The organism is Streptococcus mitis SK575, assembly GCF_000257865.1.
Classification (GTDB): Bacteria; Bacillota; Bacilli; order Lactobacillales; family Streptococcaceae; genus Streptococcus; species Streptococcus mitis_CQ.
In genome coordinates, this window is the sequence record NZ_AICU01000012.1 from 1 (window position 1) to 19,939 (window position 19,939).

Genomic DNA, 19,939 nt, shown 5'->3' on the forward strand with positions numbered 1-19,939 from the left:
AAGTCAGTAACCATACATACGGCAAGGCGACGTTGACGCGGTTTGAAGAGATTTTCGAGGAGTATTAATTGTTTTCAAGATAAAATTCAAAGCGTTCGCCTACATATTGACTTTTTACGTATTCAAAAGCTGTCCCATCTTCTAGGTAGGAAACCTGAGTCAAACCAAGAATAGCATGTCCTTTTTCAACTTCCAAATAGTGGGCAATCTTTTCTTTAGCGAGGCGAGCATAAATAGTCTGCTGTGATTTACCAATGCGGTAGCCGTGTTTTTGCAGGGTTTGGAAGAAATGACTGGTGATTTCTTCTTTTTTAAAGTCCTTAATAAATTTTTCAGGAATAGAAGCAACTTCATAAACCAGAGGAACTTGATCCGCATAGCGAACCCGCTCCATTCGGATAATATTGTCCGTTGGAGAAATTCCTAGCTTGGCAACTTCCTGCTCATTGGGAATGGTTTTTCTGTAGGAAATGAGCTGGCTAGAGGGAACTTTACCTTGGGCCTTAACAATTTCAGTAAAACTGGTTGTCCCTCGCATTTTTTCTTGTACTCGAGTACTGGAAACAAAGGTGCCGCTTCCTACACGACGCTCTAAAACGCCTTCTTCGACTAATAGAGATATAGCTTGGCGGAGGGTCATGCGACTGACCGCAAACTGCTCTGCTAAATCTCTTTCACTGGGAAGCCTCTCACCAATAGCCCAACGGTGCTCGTCAATATCCTTTTTAATCTGATCATGGATTTTCATATAAGCGGGTAGCATATTTTTCACTTCATTTCTATCTTTTCTCTATTGTACCTCAATAAACTAGAAAAAGTCAATCTTCGCCTTGTTTAGTTGGTAATTCGCCCTTATTTGTGATAGAATATTGAAAAAAGATATTTCTTTTGAGAAAGGAAAAAGATGAGCAACATTTCAACTGATTTGCAAGATGTAGAAAAAATCATCGTATTGGACTATGGTAGCCAATACAACCAGCTGATTTCACGCCGTATCCGTGAGATTGGCGTTTTTTCAGAACTAAAAAGTCATAAAATTTCAGCTGCTGAAGTTCGTGAAATCAATCCTGTAGGAATCATCCTTTCAGGTGGTCCAAACTCTGTATATGAAGATGGTTCATTCGATATTGACCCAGAAATCTTCGAACTCGGAATTCCTATTTTGGGAATTTGTTACGGTATGCAGTTATTGACCCATAAACTTGGAGGAAAAGTTGTCCCTGCAGGTGACGCTGGAAATCGTGAATACGGTCAATCAACACTAACACATACACCATCAGCTCTTTTTGAATCAACACCTGATGAACAAACTGTATTGATGAGCCATGGTGATGCGGTTACTGAAATTCCTGCTGACTTTGTTCGTACAGGAACTTCAGCTGACTGCCCATACGCAGCCATCGAAAATCCAGATAAACACATTTACGGTATCCAATTCCACCCAGAAGTTCGTCATTCTGTATACGGGAATGATATCCTTCGTAACTTTGCCCTTAACATCTGTAAGGCTAAAGGCGACTGGACAATGGATAACTTCATCGACATGCAGATCCAAAAAATCCGTGAGACTGTCGGTGATAAACGTGTCCTTCTTGGTCTATCAGGTGGTGTTGACTCTTCAGTTGTTGGAGTTCTTCTCCAAAAAGCGATTGGCGATCAATTGATCTGTATCTTCGTGGATCACGGTCTTCTTCGTAAAGGAGAAGCGGACCAAGTTATGGACATGCTTGGTGGTAAGTTTGGTTTGAATATCGTCAAAGCAGACGCTGCTAAACGTTTCCTTGATAAACTTGCTGGCGTTTCTGATCCTGAACAAAAACGTAAAATCATCGGTAACGAGTTTGTCTATGTCTTCGATGACGAAGCAAGCAAGCTCAAAGATGTGAAATTCCTTGCTCAAGGTACCTTATACACAGACGTTATCGAGTCTGGTACAGATACAGCTCAAACTATCAAGTCACACCACAACGTGGGTGGTCTTCCAGAAGACATGCAGTTTGAATTGATCGAACCACTCAACACTCTTTATAAGGACGAAGTTCGTGCCCTAGGTACAGAGCTTGGTATGCCAGACCACATCGTATGGCGCCAACCATTCCCAGGACCAGGACTTGCTATCCGTGTCATGGGTGAAATAACTGAAGAAAAACTAGAAACCGTTCGTGAGTCAGACGCTATTCTTCGTGAAGAAATTGCTAAAGCAGGTCTTGACCGCGATATCTGGCAATACTTCACAGTTAATACAGGTGTTCGTTCAGTTGGGGTTATGGGGGACGGTCGTACGTACGACTACACTATTGCAATCCGTGCTATTACCTCCATCGATGGTATGACTGCTGATTTTGCCAAAATTCCATGGGAAGTGCTTCAAAAAATCTCAGTACGTATCGTAAACGAAGTGGATCATGTTAACCGTATCGTCTATGATATTACAAGTAAACCACCTGCAACAGTTGAATGGGAATAGTCATCTAAGAACCAATTTATGTAGTTTAATGAGCCAGTATCATTGGATACTGGTTTTTACTTTTCTAGACTTTTTGGCTACTTGTTAAAATTGGTTTATATTCGATAGTTTAACAATTACTATACAAAGCTTAAAATATTAGAATTGTCAAAACAATCTGTCTAGGCTTGATTTTATCGCTTATTTACTATAAAATGAGAAGGAAAAACGTCAAACTTTTATATTGCAAATAGGAGAAATCATGACAAAAACATTAAAACGTCCTGAGGTTTTATCGCCTGCAGGGACTTTAGAAAAGCTCAAAGTGGCTGTTCAGTATGGGGCAGATGCTGTCTTTATCGGTGGTCAGGCCTATGGTCTCCGTAGCCGTGCCGGAAACTTTACCTTTGAACAGATGGAAGAAGGCGTACAGTTTGCAGCCAAGTATGGAGCGAAGGTCTATGTGGCTGCCAACATGGTTATGCATGAAGGAAATGAAGCTGGTGCTGGTGAGTGGTTCCGTAAACTACGTGATATCGGAATCGCGGCTGTAATTGTGTCTGACCCTGCCTTAATCATGATTGCAGCGACAGAAGCACCAGGTCTTGAAATCCACCTCTCTACCCAAGCCAGTGCCACTAACTATGAAACTCTTGAGTTCTGGAAAGAACTGGGCTTGACTCGTGTCGTTTTGGCGCGTGAGGTTTCAATGGAAGAATTGGCAGAAATCCGCAAACGTACAGATGTTGAGATTGAAGCCTTTGTCCACGGAGCCATGTGTATTTCTTACTCTGGTCGTTGTACTCTTTCAAACCACATGAGTATGCGTGATGCTAACCGTGGTGGATGCTCTCAGTCATGCCGTTGGAAATATGACCTCTACGATATGCCATTTGGGAAAGAACGTAAGAGCTTGAAAGGGGAAATCCCAGAAGAATTTTCAATGTCAGCTGTTGACATGTCCATGATTGACCATATCCCAGATATGATTGAAAATGGTGTGGACAGTCTGAAGATCGAAGGACGTATGAAGTCTATTCACTACGTATCAACAGTAACCAACTGCTACAAGGCAGCTGTTGATGCTTATCTAGAAAGTCCAGAGAAGTTTGAAGCTATCAAGCAAGACTTGATTGATGAGATGTGGAAGGTTGCCCAACGTGAATTAGCAACAGGTTTCTACTACGGTACACCATCTGAAAATGAACAGTTATTTGGTGCTCGTCGTAAAATTCCTGAGTACAAGTTTGTCGCTGAAGTGGTTTCTTATGATGATGCGACACAAACAGCAACCATTCGTCAACGGAATGTCATTAACGAAGGAGACCAAGTAGAGTTTTATGGCCCAGGTTTCCGTCACTTTGAAACTTATATCGAAGATTTGCATGATGCCAAAGGCAATAAAATCGACCGCGCTCCAAATCCGATGGAACTCTTGACAATCAAAGTCCCACAACCTGTTCAAGCTGGAGATATGGTTCGAGCTCTCAAAGAAGGTCTTATCAATCTTTATAAGGAAGATGGAACCAGCGTCACAGTTCGTGCTTAATAAACATGTAGGAGACGAAAGTTTTCTAGCTACTTTCCCTTTAATCCTACTTACTAAAGAACATTAGGTTAAAGAAAATATATTAATTTCCATCCGAGATTTCATCTCGGATTTTTTCAATATTTTTCAGAAATGTCTAGATAATGGTCGGATTTATTACAAGTTTTTTACAAAGTTTTCTATATAATAGGCTTAAAAATAGTAAAATTGTAAATAATTTTCATTAAACGCTTTCAATGTTAGTAAAAAGTTGACAAATCCAATTTTTAGGACTAAACTAAGTAAGTAAATTTTAATTAAAAGGAGAATTCGTCATGAATTTAACATTTTTCGGTCTATGTCTTGCCTGTATGGGTGTATCTCTTGGTGAAGGGTTATTGATGAATGGTTTGTTGAAATCAGTAGCTCGCCAACCAGATATTATCGCTGAGTTTCGTAGCTTGATGTTTTTAGGGGTTGCCTTTATTGAAGGAACTTTCTTCGTAACTCTTGTCTTCTCATTTATTATTAAATAACGAAATATAAATTGGAGAAGGGAGAATGTTAGATGGAAGAAAGTATCAATCCAACCATCAATATTGGTCCTGTTACCTTTGATTTAACTTTGACAGCCTTGACTTTGCTGTCTGTGTTTCTGATTTTTGCATTTATCTATTGGGCAAGTCGTAATATGACCTTGAAACCCAAAGGTAAACAAAATGTACTAGAGTATCTCTATGATTTTGTAATTGGATTTACAGAACCTAACCTTGGTTCCCACTACATGAAAGATTACTCACTCTTTTACTTATGCTTATTTCTTTTTATGGTCATCGCCAATAATCTTGGTTTGATGGCTAAACTTCAAACAACAGATGGAACAAACCTTTGGACATCGCCAACTGCAAATCTTTCATTTGACCTTGTCTTGTCTTTCTGTATTATTGTGATGGCGCACATTGAGGGGATTCGTCGTCGTGGGATTAAACAATACCTAAAAGGTTTTGTAACTCCTGCATTTATGACACCGATGAATCTACTTGAAGAAGTCACGAATTTCCTTTCTCTTGCTTTGCGGATTTTTGGGAATATCTTTGCAGGTGAAGTAATGACAAGCTTGCTTCTCTTACTTTCACATCAGGCTATTTTTTGGTATCCAATCGCATTTGGGACAAACTTAGTTTGGACTGCATTTTCCGTGTTCATTTCTTGTGTACAGGCCTATGTCTTTACACTATTATCCTCTATGTACCTAGGAAATAAAATTAATGATGAAGAGTAGAAAGGAGTAACTGATGCACGTAACAGTAGGTGAATTAATTGGTAATTTTATTTTAATCGCTGGCTCTTTTATCCTTTTGCTAGTCTTGATTAAAAAATTTGCATGGTCTAATATTACAGGCATTTTCGAAGAAAGAGCTGAAAAAATTGCTTCAGATATTGACAGAGCTGAAGAAGCACGTCAAAAAGCAGAAGTATTGGCTCAAAAACGCGAAGATGAATTGGCTGGTAGCCGTAAAGAAGCTAAGACAATCATTGAGAATGCGAAAGAAACAGCTGAGAAAAGTAAGGCTAGTATTTTAGCAGATGCTAAACTAGAAGCAGGACGCTTAAAAGAAAAAGCAAACCAAGAAATTGCTCAAAACAAAGCTGAAGCTTTACAAAGCGTTAAGGGTGAGGTAGCAGATTTGACAATCAGCTTGGCTGGTAAAATCATCTCACAAAACCTTGATGGTCATGCCCATAAAGAACTCATTGATCAGTATATCGATCAGCTAGGAGAAGCTTAATGGACAAGAAAACAGTAAAGGTAATTGAAAAATACAGCATGCCTTTTGTCCAATTGGTACTTGAAAAAGGAGAAGAAGACCGTATCTTTTCAGACTTGACTCAAATCAAGCAAGTTGCTGAAGAAACAGGTTTACCTTCTTTTTTAAAAAAAGTGGCAGTAGACGAGTCTGACAAGGAAAAAACGATTGCTTTCTTCCAAGACTCTGTGTCACCTTTATTGCAAAACTTGATCCAGGTTCTGGCCTACAACCACAGAGCAAATCTTTTTTATGATGTGCTTGTAGATTGCTTGAACCGACTTGAAAAAGAAACAAATCGATTTGAAGTGACGATTACATCTGCTCATCCTCTAACTGATGAACAGAAGAGTCGCTTGCTCCCTTTGATTGAGAAAAAAATGTCTCTTAAAGTAAGGAGTGTAAAAGAACAAATCGATGAAAGTCTCATTGGTGGTTTTGTCATTTTTGCCAATCACAAGACAATTGATGTGAGTATTAAACAACAACTTAAAGTTGTTAAAGAAAATTTGAAATAGAAAGTGGTGTTCTTTTGGCAATTAACGCACAAGAAATCAGCGCTTTAATTAAGCAACAAATTGAAAATTTCAAACCCAATTTTGATGTGACTGAAACAGGTGTTGTAACCTATATCGGGGATGGTATCGCGCGTGCTCATGGCCTTGAAAATGCTATGAGTGGAGAGTTGTTGATTTTTGAAAACGGCTCTTATGGTATGGCTCAAAACTTGGAGTCAACAGACGTTGGTATTATCATCCTAGGTGACTTTACAGATATCCGTGAAGGCGATACAATTCGCCGCACAGGGAAAATCATGGAAGTTCCTGTAGGTGAAAGTCTGATTGGTCGTGTTGTGGATCCGCTTGGTCGTCCAGTTGACGGTCTTGGAGAAATCCACACTGATAAAACTCGTCCAGTAGAAGCGCCAGCTCCTGGTGTTATGCAACGCAAGTCTGTATCAGAACCATTGCAAACTGGTTTGAAAGCTATTGACGCCCTTGTTCCGATTGGTCGTGGTCAACGTGAGTTGATTATCGGTGACCGTCAGACAGGGAAAACAACCATTGCGATTGATACAATCTTGAACCAAAAAGGTCAAGATATGATCTGTATTTATGTCGCTATTGGACAAAAAGAATCGACAGTTCGTACGCAAGTAGAAACACTACGTCAGTACGGTGCCTTGGACTACACAATCGTTGTGACAGCTTCTGCTTCACAACCATCTCCATTGCTTTTCCTAGCTCCTTATGCTGGGGTGGCCATGGCAGAAGAATTTATGTACCAAGGGAAGCATGTTTTGATTGTTTATGATGATCTTTCAAAACAAGCGGTAGCTTATCGTGAACTGTCACTCTTGCTTCGTCGTCCTCCAGGTCGTGAAGCCTTCCCAGGGGATGTTTTCTACCTTCACAGCCGTTTGCTTGAGCGTTCAGCTAAAGTTTCTGATGAACTTGGTGGTGGATCAATCACAGCCCTACCATTTATCGAGACACAAGCAGGAGATATTTCAGCCTATATCGCAACCAACGTGATTTCAATCACTGATGGACAAATCTTCCTTGGTGATGGTCTTTTCAATGCAGGTATTCGTCCAGCCATCGATGCGGGTTCATCTGTATCTCGTGTAGGTGGTTCTGCACAAATCAAAGCCATGAAGAAGGTTGCTGGTACACTTCGTATCGACCTTGCTTCATACCGTGAGTTGGAAGCCTTCACTAAGTTTGGTTCTGACTTGGATGCAGCAACACAGGCTAAGTTGAACCGTGGACGTCGTACAGTTGAAGTCTTGAAACAACCTGTTCACAAACCATTGCCTGTTGAGAAACAAGTAACCATTCTCTATGCTTTGACACATGGTTTCTTGGATACTGTTCCAGTAGATGATATTGTTCGTTTCGAGGAAGAGTTCCATGTCTTCTTTGATGCTCAACATCCAGAGATTTTGGAAACTATTCGTGAAACAAAAGACTTGCCAGAAGAAGCAGTCTTGGATGCTGCGATTACAGAGTTTCTCAATCAAACCAGCTTCCAATAAGAATAGAGGTGTCAGATGGCAGTATCTCTAAATGATATTAAAACAAAAATCGCCTCAACAAAAAATACGAGTCAAATCACTAATGCCATGCAAATGGTATCGGCTGCTAAGCTAGGTCGCTCTGAAGAAGCAGCTCGTAACTTCCAAGTTTATGCTCAGAAAGTGCGTAAACTTTTGACAGATATTCTTCATGGTAATGGAGCTGGTGGTTCAACCAATCCGATGTTGATTAGCCGTCCCGTGAAGAAGACAGGCTATATCGTCATTACTTCAGATCGCGGTTTGGTTGGAGGGTATAATTCTTCTATTCTGAAAGCCGTTATGGAGTTGAAGGAAGAATACCATCCAGACGGTAAAGGTTTTGAAATGATCTGTATCGGTGGAATGGGAGCTGACTTCTTTAAGGCTCGTGGTATTCAACCACTTTATGAATTACGTGGCTTGGCAGATCAACCTAGCTTTGATGAAGTTCGTAAGATTATTTCAAAAACTGTTGAAATGTACCAAAATGAACTCTTTGATGAGCTTTATGTTTGCTACAACCACCATGTCAATACGCTAACCAGTCAAATGCGTGTGGAACAAATGCTTCCGATTGTTGACTTGGATCCAAATGAAGCGGATGAAGACTACAGCTTGACTTTTGAATTAGAGACAGGCCGAGAAGAAATTTTGGAGCAGTTGTTGCCTCAGTTTGCAGAAAGTATGATTTACGGGGCTATTATCGATGCCAAGACAGCTGAAAATGCTGCCGGTATGACAGCCATGCAAACAGCGACAGATAATGCTAAGAAAGTCATCAATGATTTGACAATTCAGTATAACCGTGCCAGACAGGCGGCGATTACACAAGAAATTACAGAAATCGTAGCAGGAGCTAGTGCCTTAGAATAGGCTCTAGTCCAGCTCGTATGAAAATGAACTTATACTCAATGAAAATCAAAGAGCAAACTAGGAAGCTAGCCGCAGGCTGCTCAAAACATTGTTTTGAGGTTGCAGATAGAGCTGACGTGGTTTGAAGAGATTTTCGAAGAGTATTAGGACCTAGTTGAGCTAGGAACCGACAGTATCTTATATAGAATAGGAGAAGGAGATGAGTTCAGGTAAAATTGCTCAGGTTATCGGTCCCGTTGTAGACGTCTTGTTTGCAGCAGGGGAAAAACTTCCTGAGATTAACAATGCACTTGTCGTCTACAAAAATGACGAAAGAAAAACAAAAATCGTCCTTGAAGTAGCCTTGGAGTTGGGAGATGGTATGGTCCGTACTATCGCCATGGAATCAACAGATGGGTTGACTCGTGGAATGGAAGTATTGGACACAGGTCGTCCAATCTCTGTACCAGTAGGTAAAGAAACTTTGGGACGTGTCTTCAACGTTTTGGGAGATACCATTGACTTGGAAGCTCCTTTTACAGAAGACGCAGAGCGTCAGCCAATTCATAAAAAAGCTCCAACTTTTGATGAGTTGTCTACCTCTTCTGAAATCCTTGAAACAGGGATTAAGGTTATCGACCTTCTTGCCCCTTACCTTAAAGGTGGTAAGGTTGGACTTTTCGGTGGTGCCGGAGTTGGTAAAACCGTCTTGATCCAAGAATTGATTCACAACATTGCCCAAGAACATGGAGGTATCTCAGTATTTACTGGTGTTGGGGAACGTACTCGTGAGGGGAATGACCTTTACTGGGAAATGAAAGAATCAGGTGTTATCGAGAAAACAGCCATGGTATTTGGTCAGATGAATGAGCCACCAGGAGCACGTATGCGTGTTGCCCTTACTGGTTTGACAATCGCTGAATACTTCCGTGATGTAGAAGGCCAAGACGTGCTTCTCTTTATCGATAATATCTTCCGTTTCACTCAGGCTGGTTCAGAAGTATCTGCCCTTTTGGGTCGTATGCCATCAGCCGTTGGTTATCAACCAACCCTTGCTACGGAAATGGGTCAATTGCAAGAACGTATTACATCAACCAAGAAGGGTTCTGTAACCTCTATCCAGGCTATTTATGTGCCAGCGGATGACTATACTGACCCAGCGCCAGCAACAGCCTTCGCTCACTTGGATTCTACAACAAACTTGGAACGTAAGTTGGTACAATTGGGTATCTACCCAGCCGTTGACCCACTTGCTTCAAGCTCACGTGCCTTGGCACCTGAAATCGTTGGAGAAGAGCACTATGCAGTTGCTGCAGAAGTAAAACGTGTTCTTCAACGTTACCATGAGTTGCAAGATATCATTGCTATCCTTGGTATGGATGAGCTTTCTGATGAAGAAAAGACCTTGGTTGCTCGTGCCCGTCGTATCCAGTTCTTCTTGTCACAAAACTTTAATGTTGCGGAACAATTTACTGGTCAGCCAGGTTCTTATGTTCCAGTTGCTGAAACTGTTCGTGGATTTAAGGAAATCCTTGATGGTAAACATGACCACTTGCCAGAAGATGCCTTCCGTGGTGTAGGTTCTATCGAAGATGTGATTGCAAAAGCTGAAAAAATGGGATTTTAAGAGGTGATCTATGGCTCAGTTAACTGTCCAGATCGTGACACCAGATGGTCTCGTCTATGATCACCATGCCAGCTATGTATCGGTTCGAACTCTGGATGGTGAGATGGGGATCTTGCCACGACATGAAAATATGATTGCGGTTTTAGCAGTTGATGAAGTAAAGGTAAAACGTATTGATGATGAAGATCACGTAAACTGGATTGCAGTAAACGGAGGCGTTATTGAAATTGCCAATAATACCATTACAATCGTTGCGGATTCTGCAGAACGTGCTCGTGATATCGATATCAGTCGTGCAGAACGTGCCAAGCTTCGAGCAGAGCGTGAAATTGAAGAAGCACAAGACAAAAACTTGATTGATCAAGAACGTCGTGCTAAGATTGCACTGCAACGTGCCATTAACCGTATTAATGTCGGAAAAAGACTATAAGAAAAAAATGAACTTGAGTTACCAAGTTCATTTTTTATGGTTTCTTAAGGGGCAAAACTGATGCAGACTGCTTCTGGAACATGGAAGTCATTAGAAAGTTCTGCTAGACGTCCAGTTTCAGAATTGCGTTTAAAGACGGTTACATTGTCAGAGTCCTGATGGACAGCAATGACAAATTCTTGGTCTGGTGTCAAATCAAAATCACGTGGAGTCTGACCATGTGTAGGAACGATTTCTAATAACTCTAAGCTACCGTCTGCAAGAATTGTATATACTGCGATAGAATCATGACCACGGTTAGAAGCGTAGAGGTATTTACCATCTTTAGAGAGACGAATAGCAGCAGTACCATTAAAGCCTTCATAACCGTCTGGTAGAGTTGAAATGACTTGCATGCGTTCAAATTCGCCAACACCATCGTAGATTAGAACCTCGATAGTGCTATTGAGTTCACAAATGAGATAAGCGATTTTATAATGGTTATGGAAAATAATATGGCGTGAGCCTGCTCCTGGCTGGCTGTGATAGGTATAGAGCTTAGATAATTTCCCTTCTCGATCAAGATCATAAGTAATTACTTGGTCAGTACCCAAGTCGCAGGTCACTAGATAGTGGTCAGGTGTTAAATCTGTATAGTGAACATGTGGAGAAGCTTGATTTTCATGTGGACCTTGGCCACTGTGTTGATCAACATCACTAAGTAGAAGACGACCATCTTCCTGACGTTTATAAACAAGGACCTGTCCCTTGTGGTAGTTGGCCGCATAAACCAAATCACGCTTTTCATCAACGGCAACATAACAGTGGGGGGCTCCTTCTTCAACGACATGATTTAATAAAGTCCCGTCAGTTTGATAGGCTGCAATTCCTCCCTTATCGTCTTGACTACCAACAGTGTATAAATGTTGGTGCTGGTCAAAGGCAAGGTAGGTTGGGCTTGGCTCAGTAGCAAAAAGTTCTAGATTTGAAAGCTGACCAGTTTCTGTATCAAAGTCTGCCTTGTAAATCCCTTGAGAAGTACGACGTGTATAAGTTCCAAAATAAACAGTTTCTTTCATAACTTTACCTCTATATAAAGATAAGACTATTATATCACAAAAACAAGCCAATTAAAGACATCCAATTAGATGTAAGCACTTTAAAAAAATAATTGATTGGTTTTTTGAAAAATATAATAATATTGAGATTGTTTTCCTTACTTTTCTTCTTAAAAGTGCTATAATAATCTTATACAAATTGCAAAGGAGTTTGTTTATGAAAAAACGTGTTTTCTTAGCAGCAGGAGTTGCTGTACTCTCGGCAGCTGTCCTAGCAGCGTGTTCATCTGGTAATGCTAATAAAGAAGCAAATAAACCAGTTACTTATGCCTATGTATTTTCATCAGATCCTTCGACTCTGGATTATACAGTTTCTGGAAATGTCAGCACTAAACAGGTCACAGGTAACGTTATTGACGGTTTGCTTGAAAATGACCAATATGGGAATCTTGTTCCATCAGTTGCAGAAGATTGGACTGTTTCCAAAGATGGTTTGACCTATACCTATAAAATCCGTCAGGGTATCAAATGGTATACCAATGAGGGGGAAGAGTATGGTGAAGTCAAGGCTCAAGACTTTGTGACTGGTCTGAAACACGCAGCAGATAAGAAATCACAGGCTCTTTATCTCGTACAGGATTCTATCAAAGGATTGGATGACTATGTAAATGGGAAAACAACAGATTTTTCTAGTGTTGGGGTAAAAGCAACTGACGATTATACTGTTGTTTATACTTTGAACCATCCAGAATCTTTCTGGAATTCAAAAACAACAATGGGAGTTCTTGCACCAGTAAATGAAGACTTTTTAGCTTCTAAAGGAGATGACTTTGGTAAACCAACTGATGTAACGAGCATTCTATACAATGGGCCTTATCTCCTCAAAGGTCTTACATCTAAGTCTTCTATCGAAATGACCAAAAATCAAAACTACTGGGATAAACAAAATGTCTTTATTGATGATATCAAGTTATCCTTCTTTGATGGTCAAGATGCAGACTCTCTAGGACGCGGTTTTGATGAGGGACACTATCCAGCTGCACCACTCTTTAAAAACTCTGCTAACTATGAACGTCTAAAAGAAAAATACAAGGATAATATTGTGTATGGTCAACAGCGTGGAGGAGTTTTTTATATCTCAACCAATATCGACCGTGTAAATTACAATCACACTGCTAAAACAAGTGATACAGAAAAAACTTCTACTAAGAAAGCCTTGTTAAACAAAGATTTCCGTCAAGCCTTGGCTTTTGCGGTAGATCGTAAAGCAGGGATCTCTCAAGTATTTGGTGATGAAGTAGGACCTCGTAAGTTACGGACAAGTTTCACTCCTCCAACATTTGTACAAGTAGGAGATCAAACATTTGGTCAAGTTACTAAGACAGAATTGGATAAATTGGATAATGTCTGGAAAGATGTCAGTCTTGATGATGCCCAAGATTCACTTCATAATGTAGACAAGGCTAAAACTAAGTTTGAAGCTGCTAAGAAAACTCTTCAAGCTGATGGAGTACAGTTCCCAATTCATTTAGATTTGCCAATTTCTTCATCAAATCCAGATTTTATTCGTCAGGTTCAGTCTTATAAACAATCCATTGAGGAAGCCTTAGGCTCTGACAATTTAGTTGTTGATATTCAACAAGTTTCTGATGACGAATTGGGAAGTATGACTACTCTAGCTACTTCCAATGCAAATACTGACTGGGATATTAATGCAGTCAGTGGTTGGACTCCAGACTTTGCAGATCCATCGACTTATCTAGATGTATTTGATCCAACTTCAGGTCCAAGTCTCCTAAGTGCTCTTGGTGTGGCACCAGGAACAGACAATCCAGTTATTAAAACAGTTGGATTGGATAAATACAAAGAACTGATTGATGATGCAAATAGTGAGAAAACAGACCTTCAAAAACGTTATTCCAAATATTCTAAGGCTCAAGCTTGGTTGTCAGATAGTGCACTTGTTATTCCAGTATACTCTGATGGTGCTCAAATGCTAGTGACGAAAATGGTTCCTGGCAGTGGTGCCGGTGGCTGGGTAGGTGACAAGACTAGTGAAAATAGCTACAAGTATCTGAAAATCCAAGATAAGATTGTCACTACTAAAGAAATGGATGAGTTCCGCAAGAAATTTGCTGATGAAAAAGCCAAATCCAATGCTGATTATCAGAAGAACTTAGACCGTCATATTCAAGACTAATCAAATCTCCTCTTTTGAGGAGATTTTTTATGTCGCGGTCTCCATGTAAGCACTTTAAAAAAGAGTTATTTTGATTTAAAAATGGTATAATGGGAGAACAATAGAAAGGAAGTATTTATGGAGCAAAAAGAGAAACATTTTAGCCTGTCTTGGTTTTTCAAGTGGTTTTTGGATAACAAGGCCATTACGGTATTTTTGGTAACCTTATTATTGGGACTGAATCTTTTTATTTTAAGTAAGATTAGTTTTCTATTTTCACCTGTTTTAGACTTTTTGGCGGTCGTGATGTTGCCAGTCATTCTATCTGGTTTACTATACTATTTATTAAATCCTATAGTTGATTGGATAGAGAAACACAAAATCAATCGTGTTATAGCGATTAGTATTGTCTTTGTCATCATCGCTCTCTTTATCATTTGGGGCTTGGCAGTAGCTATTCCAAATCTGCAACGTCAAGTTTTAACATTTGCAAGAAATGTACCAATCTATCTTGAAGATGCTGATCGGGTTATTGATGATTTGGTAACCAAGCGTTTACCAGATGATTTCAGGCCTCAGTTAGAACAAGTTTTGACAAACTTCTCTAGTCAGGCTACAGTTTGGGCGAGCAAGGTTTCTTCTCAGGCAGTAAACTGGGTGAGTGCCTTTATTAGTGGGGCATCTCAAGTGATTGTTGCCTTGATTATCGTTCCTTTCATGCTCTTTTATCTCTTACGTGATGGGAAAGGCCTGCGTCACTATTTGACCCAATTCATGCCAACGAAATTGAAAGAACCTGTTGGACAAGTTTTATCAGATGTGAATCAACAGTTGTCTAACTATGTTCGAGGGCAAGTAACAGTGGCTATTATTGTAGCGGTAATGTTTATCATCTTCTTCAAGATCATTGGTCTACGCTATGCGGTTACGCTGGGTGTTACTGCTGGTATCTTAAATCTGGTTCCTTATCTTGGTAGCTTCTTAGCCATGCTCCCTGCTCTAGTATTGGGTTTGATTGCTGGTCCAGTCATGCTTTTGAAAGTAGTGATTGTCTTTATCGTAGAACAAACTATTGAAGGCCGTTTTGTCTCTCCATTGATTTTGGGAAGTCAATTAAACATCCATCCCATTAATGTTCTCTTTGTCTTGTTAACTTCAGGATCCATGTTTGGCATCTGGGGAGTCTTGCTCGGTATTCCGGTTTATGCCTCTGCTAAAGTTGTCATTTCAGCGATTTTTGAATGGTATAAGGTAGTTAGTGGCCTATATGAACTAGAGGGAGAGGAAGCTAAGAGTGAACAATAGTCAACAGATGTTACAGGCTTTGGAAGAGCAAGATTTAGTTAAGGCAGAGCACTATTTCGTTAAAGCTTTAGAAAATGATCCAAATGACCTTCTGTATGAGTTAGCTACTTATCTTGAAGGGATTGGTTTTTATCCTCAGGCCAAGGAAATTTACCTGAAAATTGTAGAGGACTTTCCAGAGGTTCATCTTAATCTAGCATCTATTGCTAGCGAGGATGGTCAAATCGAGGAAGCATTTGCGTACCTTGAGGAAATCCAAGATGACAGTGACTGGTATGTGTCGGCTTTGGCACTTAAAGCGGACCTTTACCAGATGGAAGGTTTGACAGATGTGGCGCGTGAGAAATTATTGGAGGCATTGACTTACTCAGAGGATCCTCTCTTGATATTGGGCTTGGCAGAATTAGATAGTGAGTTGGAAAATTACCAAGAGGCCATTCAAGGCTATGCCCAGTTAGATAATCGCTCGATTTATGAGCAAACGGGCATTTCCACCTATCAACGGATTGGCTTTGCCTATGCCCAGTTAGGGAAATTTGAAACAGCTACAGGGTTTTTAGAAAAAGCTCTGGAGTTAGAATACGATGACCTAACAGCTTTTGAGTTGGCCAGTCTTTACTTTGATCAAGAAGAATACCAAAAAGCTGTCCTCTACTTTAAGCAACTTGATACTATTTCACCTGATTTTGAAGGATATGAGTATGGTTACAGTCAGGCCTTACATAAGGAACATCAAGTTCAAGAAGCCCTGCGTATCGCTAAGCAAGGGTTGGAGAAAAATCCCTTTGAAACAAGACTCTTGTTAGTAGCTTCACAATTTTCCTATGAATTGCATGATGCTAGTGGAGCAGAGAACTACCTCCTTACTGCTAAAGAAGATGCTGAGGATACGGAAGAAATCTTACTCCGTCTAGCAACTATTTATCTGGAGCAGGAACGTTATGAAGACATTCTAGACTTGCAAAGTGAGGAGCCAGAAAATCTCTTGACCAAGTGGATGATTGCTCGTTCCTATCAAGAAATGGACGATTTGGATACTGCCTATGAGCTTTACCAAGAGTTGGCAGTAGATTTAAAGGACAATCCAGAGTTTCTGGAACACTATATCTATCTCTTGCGTGAATTGGGCTACTTTGAGGAAGCAAAAGTCAATGCACAAGCTTACTTAAAACTGGTTCCAGATGATGTGCAAATGCAAGAATTGTTTGAGACATTGTAAGAATCCATTAGTTACAGAAAACTGCAAGTTATTACTAGAAGATAACTGCGGTTTTTTGTTTTAAAAAGGACAATTTTCAACTAATATATTCTCTTGAAAAAAGTTTCAACTAGGACTATAATATAAAATTATGAGTGATAGAGGAGGAAAATAATGCTTGATACGATAGCTCTACCGATTGAAGTCCGATATATTATTCTCATTTTATTATCTTGTTTTTCTGGTTTTATCATTGGCTATTAAAGAAAGTCTAAGCACAAGCAGGCTGGGAGAAAGACTCATATCTTAGTTGCCTTAACTGCAACTTTAATGATGATTTTATCAAAAGAAGCTTTCTTGGATACGCCTAATTATGATACTTCTAGGGTTGCGGCCCAAATTGTCAGTGGAATTAGTTTCATTAGCGGTGGTATTATTTTCATGAGGGATAAAAAAATCAGTGGTATCACCACAGCAGTTGGTATTTGGGTAACTGCAGGTATTGGGATGGCGATTGGAGCAGTTTTTGCTTTTCTAGGCTTATTTTGCAGTTTAATTGTTGTCTCTGTTCAGAAAAGTAGCTCCAAATTTTTGAAAAGCGATACTCATTATCATATCAGAATGACTGGATTTGTAACCAATAAACCTTCAATAGATACCTTGAATATTCTCATTGAACAGAAGGGATTTTACAATCTAAATATTGACATGGATAGGAATGAAAGTGGTTATAATCTTACGATTAGAGCAGATCACGATAAATCCATTTCTTACAAAAATATGGCTGAGCTTTTATGGAAATGTGACGAGAATTTTTATGTAAATCAGGTTAAGATTGTTTCATTAGAAGGATAGAGTTTTGTTTTCATAGCAAAACTCTTATTGGTGAATGGGGAAAGATACTTCTTATTCCCTATACTATGTATCAGTAGGAATTGACATAAAAGCATCAGATTAGCTCAGATAACATAATGAACTGGGAATATCTTGGAAAAAAGATTAGTTTATAAGATTTGGAACCGTTTTCTGTCACAATCTTTCGGGAAAGTAGTTGCTAAAAGATGTAAAAATTGATAGAATAAGGATTGTCTAAAAAATTTTAAGGAGAATCTATCAAATGGATTTCACATGGGCAATTAAATATGCCACTGAATTTTTGGGAACTGCTATTTTGATCATTCTTGGAAATGGTGCAGTTGCCAACGTTGAACTTAAAGGTACGAAAGGTCACCAAAGTGGCTGGATCGTTATCGCTGTTGGTTATGGTATGGGGGTTATGATCCCAGCCTTGATGTTTGGTAACGTATCTGGTAACCACATCAACCCAGCCTTCACTCTTGGACTTGCAATCAGCGGTCTTTTCCCTTGGGCTCAAGTTGCGCCTTATATCATCGCACAAGTTTTGGGTGCTATCTTTGGTCAAGCCTTGGTTGTGGCAACACACCGCCCATACTACTTGAAAACTGAAAATCCAAACAACATTTTGGGTACTTTCTCAACAATTTCAAGTTTGGATAATGGTACAAAAGAATCACATTTTGCAGCAACTGTTAATGGTTTTGTAAATGAGTTTGTTGGATCATTTGTTCTTTTCTTTGCAGCCCTTGGAATGACTAAAAACTTCTTTGGTTCTGAAGTGCTTCAATACATGAAACAAATGGCTAGTCAAGCAGGTCAAAATGTTGATTTTTCTGATTTAGCAATCAAAGCCCAAGTAGCACCACATACTGCTTCAGGACTTTCAGTAGCTCACTTGGCACTTGGATTCCTTGTTATGGCCTTGGTAACATCACTTGGTGGACCTACAGGACCTGCCTTGAACCCTGCTCGTGACTTGGGACCACGTCTCCTTCATGCTTTCCTTCCAAAATCAGTTCTTGGTGAGCACAAAGACGATTCAAAATGGTGGTATTCTTGGGTACCAGTAGTAGCACCGATCGCAGCAGCAATTGCGGCAGTAGCTATTTTCAAATTCCTTTACCTATAAGAAATTGAGTTCTCTATCTATTGTAATAGATTGAAGAAAAATTAAAAACGCATAATATTGTACTGACCCCAAAAAGTTAGACAATTATTTAAGCAAAGGATTTAGTTCTGTATTGTACGGGGCTAAGTCCTTTTAGTTTTACCTTAATTCGTTTGTTGTTGTAGTAATCAATTGTAGTAATCAATATAGTCTACAATAGCTTGTTCCAAGTGTTCAAGTGACTGAAACGTATTCTCATAACCATAAAACATTTCAGACTTAAGAATGCCAAAGAAGGATTCCATCATGCCGTTGTCCGGGCTGTTACCCTTACGTGACATGGATGCTTGAATTCCCTTACCCTCTAGAAACTGATGATAAGAATCGTGTTGATATTGCCAGCCTTGGTCACTATGGAGAATCGTATTCTCGTAGTGTTTCTCTGTGAATGCCTGTTCCAACATTGTTCGTACTTGTTCTAAGTTGGGTGAAGTTGAAAGATTATAGGCGATAATTTCGCTGTTGAAACCATCTAAAACTGGAGATAAGTAAAGCTTTTGAGCGCTTGCTGGAATGGCAAATTCTGTCACATCCGTATAGCACTTTTCCATTGTTTTAGAGCCTTCAAATTGACGTTGAATGAGATTCTCTGCCTTCTTACCAACATCTCCTTTATGAGAAGAATATTTTCGTTTCTGTCGCATTTTAGCTTGTAAATTGAGTACTTTCATCAAGCGTTGAACTCTTTTCTGATTTACCAGATAACCACGATTTCTTAGTTCTAAATGAATCCGACGATAACCATAATTTCCCTTGTGTTCGATAAAAATGGATTGAATTTCAGCTTTAAGCTCTTGGTCCTTATCTGGTTTGTCTAGTTGTTTCAAGTGATAGTAGTAGGTCGAACGAGCTAGTTTAATGGCTTTTAGAAGAATATCTAACGAAAACTCAGTCATTAATTCTTGAACAATTTCTGTCTTTCTTCTTTCTCTTTTTCCTCCTTCAATCGGAGTTCTCTTAACTTTTTTAGAATGGCATTCTCCGCTCTCAGATACTCGTTTTCTGCTTGAAGACGTTCTAATTCTGTCATCTCTTCAGGTTTCTTCTTTGGTTTACGTCCCATTTTAGATGGTCTCCCTTTTGTTTTCTCAACAATAGTATACCCGTTTTTCTTGTATTGTGCCATCCAATTTGGAAGCATACCACGATTTGGGAGAGCATATTCGAGAGAAACTCTATCTTGAGACCAGTTTTCATGTAGGACTTTATCAATCATTTTTTGTTTTAATTCAGGAGAATAGTAACGATTTTTTCCTTTTTTGACGAACTCTATTCCATAACGATCAATCAATTTAATCATGTACCTAATATTAGAATTGTTTATCCCAAATTTATTTGAAAGCTTCTCTAAGCTATATCCTTGTTTTCTAAGTTCATAGATCTGAACTTTATCATCATAAGTTAATTTCATAATAAAAGCACCCCAAAAGTTAGATTTTTTCTG

The 19,939-nt window shown here is 39.5% G+C and carries 17 protein-coding genes and 1 pseudogene; 15 read left to right on the forward strand and 3 right to left on the reverse strand.

Going from position 1 to position 19,939, the window contains the following annotated elements; translation table 11 throughout:
• Positions 1–64 precede the first annotated feature (64 nt).
• Positions 65–763 (reverse strand): GntR family transcriptional regulator, encoded by a 699-nt coding sequence (locus tag HMPREF1048_RS03690; RefSeq protein ID WP_004248332.1) that lies wholly within the window; start codon positions 761–763, stop codon positions 65–67.
• Between the two features lie 141 nt (positions 764–904).
• Here HMPREF1048_RS03690 and guaA point away from each other — a divergent pair, with 141 nt between their 5' ends.
• From guaA to HMPREF1048_RS03740, 10 genes are all read left to right on the forward strand, one after another.
• Entirely contained in the window at positions 905–2,467 is a 1,563-nt protein-coding gene (gene guaA / locus HMPREF1048_RS03695) for a glutamine-hydrolyzing GMP synthase (protein WP_000065714.1), read from the forward strand.
• Between the two features lie 241 nt (positions 2,468–2,708).
• Complete coding sequence (locus tag HMPREF1048_RS03700) at positions 2,709–3,995, forward strand: peptidase U32 family protein (protein WP_000169065.1); 1,287 nt, start codon at positions 2,709–2,711, stop codon at positions 3,993–3,995.
• 314 nt (positions 3,996–4,309) lie between these two features.
• The gene (locus tag HMPREF1048_RS03705; protein WP_001054557.1) at positions 4,310–4,510 is read left to right on the forward strand and encodes a F0F1 ATP synthase subunit C; all 201 of its coding nucleotides are present in this window, start codon (positions 4,310–4,312) and stop codon (positions 4,508–4,510) included.
• Between the two features lie 32 nt (positions 4,511–4,542).
• On the forward strand, positions 4,543–5,256 hold the full coding sequence (gene atpB, locus HMPREF1048_RS03710) for a F0F1 ATP synthase subunit A (protein WP_000392863.1): 714 nt from the start codon (positions 4,543–4,545) through the stop codon (positions 5,254–5,256).
• 13 nt (positions 5,257–5,269) lie between these two features.
• A complete protein-coding gene (atpF, locus tag HMPREF1048_RS03715; RefSeq protein ID WP_000558549.1) occupies positions 5,270–5,764 on the forward strand; it encodes a F0F1 ATP synthase subunit B in 495 nt (164 codons plus the stop codon).
• Positions 5,764–6,300 (forward strand): F0F1 ATP synthase subunit delta, encoded by a 537-nt coding sequence (locus HMPREF1048_RS03720; protein ID WP_000359034.1) that lies wholly within the window; start codon positions 5,764–5,766, stop codon positions 6,298–6,300. Before atpF ends, HMPREF1048_RS03720 begins: the two co-directional genes overlap by 1 nt.
• A 14-nt stretch (positions 6,301–6,314) precedes the next feature.
• The gene (gene atpA, locus HMPREF1048_RS03725) at positions 6,315–7,820 is read left to right on the forward strand and encodes a F0F1 ATP synthase subunit alpha (RefSeq protein ID WP_000996631.1); all 1,506 of its coding nucleotides are present in this window, start codon (positions 6,315–6,317) and stop codon (positions 7,818–7,820) included.
• A gap of 15 nt (positions 7,821–7,835) precedes the next feature.
• Entirely contained in the window at positions 7,836–8,714 is an 879-nt protein-coding gene (locus HMPREF1048_RS03730) for a F0F1 ATP synthase subunit gamma (RefSeq protein ID WP_000301215.1), read from the forward strand.
• A gap of 199 nt (positions 8,715–8,913) precedes the next feature.
• Positions 8,914–10,320, forward strand: a complete 1,407-nt coding sequence (gene atpD, locus HMPREF1048_RS03735) for a F0F1 ATP synthase subunit beta (protein WP_000094357.1) — start codon at positions 8,914–8,916, stop codon at positions 10,318–10,320.
• 10 nt (positions 10,321–10,330) lie between these two features.
• Entirely contained in the window at positions 10,331–10,750 is a 420-nt protein-coding gene (locus HMPREF1048_RS03740; RefSeq protein ID WP_000068043.1) for a F0F1 ATP synthase subunit epsilon, read from the forward strand.
• Between the two features lie 44 nt (positions 10,751–10,794).
• On the opposite strand, the gene HMPREF1048_RS03745 is transcribed toward HMPREF1048_RS03740, so the two are convergent.
• The gene (locus HMPREF1048_RS03745) at positions 10,795–11,808 is read right to left on the reverse strand and encodes a lactonase family protein (RefSeq protein ID WP_000665632.1); all 1,014 of its coding nucleotides are present in this window, start codon (positions 11,806–11,808) and stop codon (positions 10,795–10,797) included.
• A 196-nt stretch (positions 11,809–12,004) separates the two neighbouring features.
• Here HMPREF1048_RS03745 and HMPREF1048_RS03750 point away from each other — a divergent pair, with 196 nt between their 5' ends.
• The 5 genes from HMPREF1048_RS03750 to gla all read left to right on the forward strand — a co-directional run bounded on the left by HMPREF1048_RS03750 (position 12,005) and on the right by gla (position 18,456).
• Positions 12,005–13,987 (forward strand): peptide ABC transporter substrate-binding protein, encoded by a 1,983-nt coding sequence (locus HMPREF1048_RS03750; RefSeq protein ID WP_000747536.1) that lies wholly within the window; start codon positions 12,005–12,007, stop codon positions 13,985–13,987.
• 117 nt (positions 13,988–14,104) lie between these two features.
• Positions 14,105–15,271: an AI-2E family transporter gene (locus HMPREF1048_RS03755; RefSeq protein WP_000435440.1), complete on the forward strand. Its 1,167-nt coding sequence runs from the start codon at positions 14,105–14,107 to the stop codon at positions 15,269–15,271.
• Positions 15,261–16,490, forward strand: coding sequence for a tetratricopeptide repeat protein (locus tag HMPREF1048_RS03760; RefSeq protein WP_001065970.1), 1,230 nt, complete (start codon positions 15,261–15,263; stop codon positions 16,488–16,490). Before HMPREF1048_RS03755 ends, HMPREF1048_RS03760 begins: the two co-directional genes overlap by 11 nt.
• 282 nt (positions 16,491–16,772) lie before the next feature.
• Positions 16,773–17,324, forward strand: coding sequence for an MgtC/SapB family protein (locus HMPREF1048_RS03765; RefSeq protein ID WP_080568514.1), 552 nt, complete (start codon positions 16,773–16,775; stop codon positions 17,322–17,324).
• Positions 17,325–17,586: 262 nt separating this feature from the next.
• Complete coding sequence (gla, locus tag HMPREF1048_RS03770) at positions 17,587–18,456, forward strand: aquaglyceroporin Gla (protein ID WP_000348100.1); 870 nt, start codon at positions 17,587–17,589, stop codon at positions 18,454–18,456.
• 88 nt (positions 18,457–18,544) lie between these two features.
• Here the strand turns inward: gla and HMPREF1048_RS13040 are convergent.
• Positions 18,545–19,906, reverse strand: a pseudogene (locus HMPREF1048_RS13040) (IS3 family transposase).
• Positions 19,907–19,939: the final 33 nt, after the last annotated feature.

Bases quoted from the DNA above. Each gene is read 5' to 3' on its own strand.
- HMPREF1048_RS03690 (WP_004248332.1), bottom strand. From the start codon at position 763: ATGCTACCCGCTTATATGAAAATCCATGATCAGATTAAAAAGGATATT.
- guaA (WP_000065714.1), top strand. From the start codon at position 905: ATGAGCAACATTTCAACTGATTTGCAAGATGTAGAAAAAATCATCGTA.
- HMPREF1048_RS03720 (WP_000359034.1), top strand. From the start codon at position 5,764: ATGGACAAGAAAACAGTAAAGGTAATTGAAAAATACAGCATGCCTTTT.
- atpD (WP_000094357.1), top strand. From the start codon at position 8,914: ATGAGTTCAGGTAAAATTGCTCAGGTTATCGGTCCCGTTGTAGACGTC.
- gla (WP_000348100.1), top strand. From the start codon at position 17,587: ATGGATTTCACATGGGCAATTAAATATGCCACTGAATTTTTGGGAACT.
- HMPREF1048_RS03700 (WP_000169065.1), top strand. From the start codon at position 2,709: ATGACAAAAACATTAAAACGTCCTGAGGTTTTATCGCCTGCAGGGACT.
- HMPREF1048_RS03730 (WP_000301215.1), top strand. From the start codon at position 7,836: ATGGCAGTATCTCTAAATGATATTAAAACAAAAATCGCCTCAACAAAA.
- HMPREF1048_RS03745 (WP_000665632.1), bottom strand. From the start codon at position 11,808: ATGAAAGAAACTGTTTATTTTGGAACTTATACACGTCGTACTTCTCAA.
- atpF (WP_000558549.1), top strand. From the start codon at position 5,270: ATGCACGTAACAGTAGGTGAATTAATTGGTAATTTTATTTTAATCGCT.
- HMPREF1048_RS03740 (WP_000068043.1), top strand. From the start codon at position 10,331: ATGGCTCAGTTAACTGTCCAGATCGTGACACCAGATGGTCTCGTCTAT.
- HMPREF1048_RS03755 (WP_000435440.1), top strand. From the start codon at position 14,105: ATGGAGCAAAAAGAGAAACATTTTAGCCTGTCTTGGTTTTTCAAGTGG.
- atpB (WP_000392863.1), top strand. From the start codon at position 4,543: ATGGAAGAAAGTATCAATCCAACCATCAATATTGGTCCTGTTACCTTT.
- HMPREF1048_RS03705 (WP_001054557.1), top strand. From the start codon at position 4,310: ATGAATTTAACATTTTTCGGTCTATGTCTTGCCTGTATGGGTGTATCT.
- HMPREF1048_RS03750 (WP_000747536.1), top strand. From the start codon at position 12,005: ATGAAAAAACGTGTTTTCTTAGCAGCAGGAGTTGCTGTACTCTCGGCA.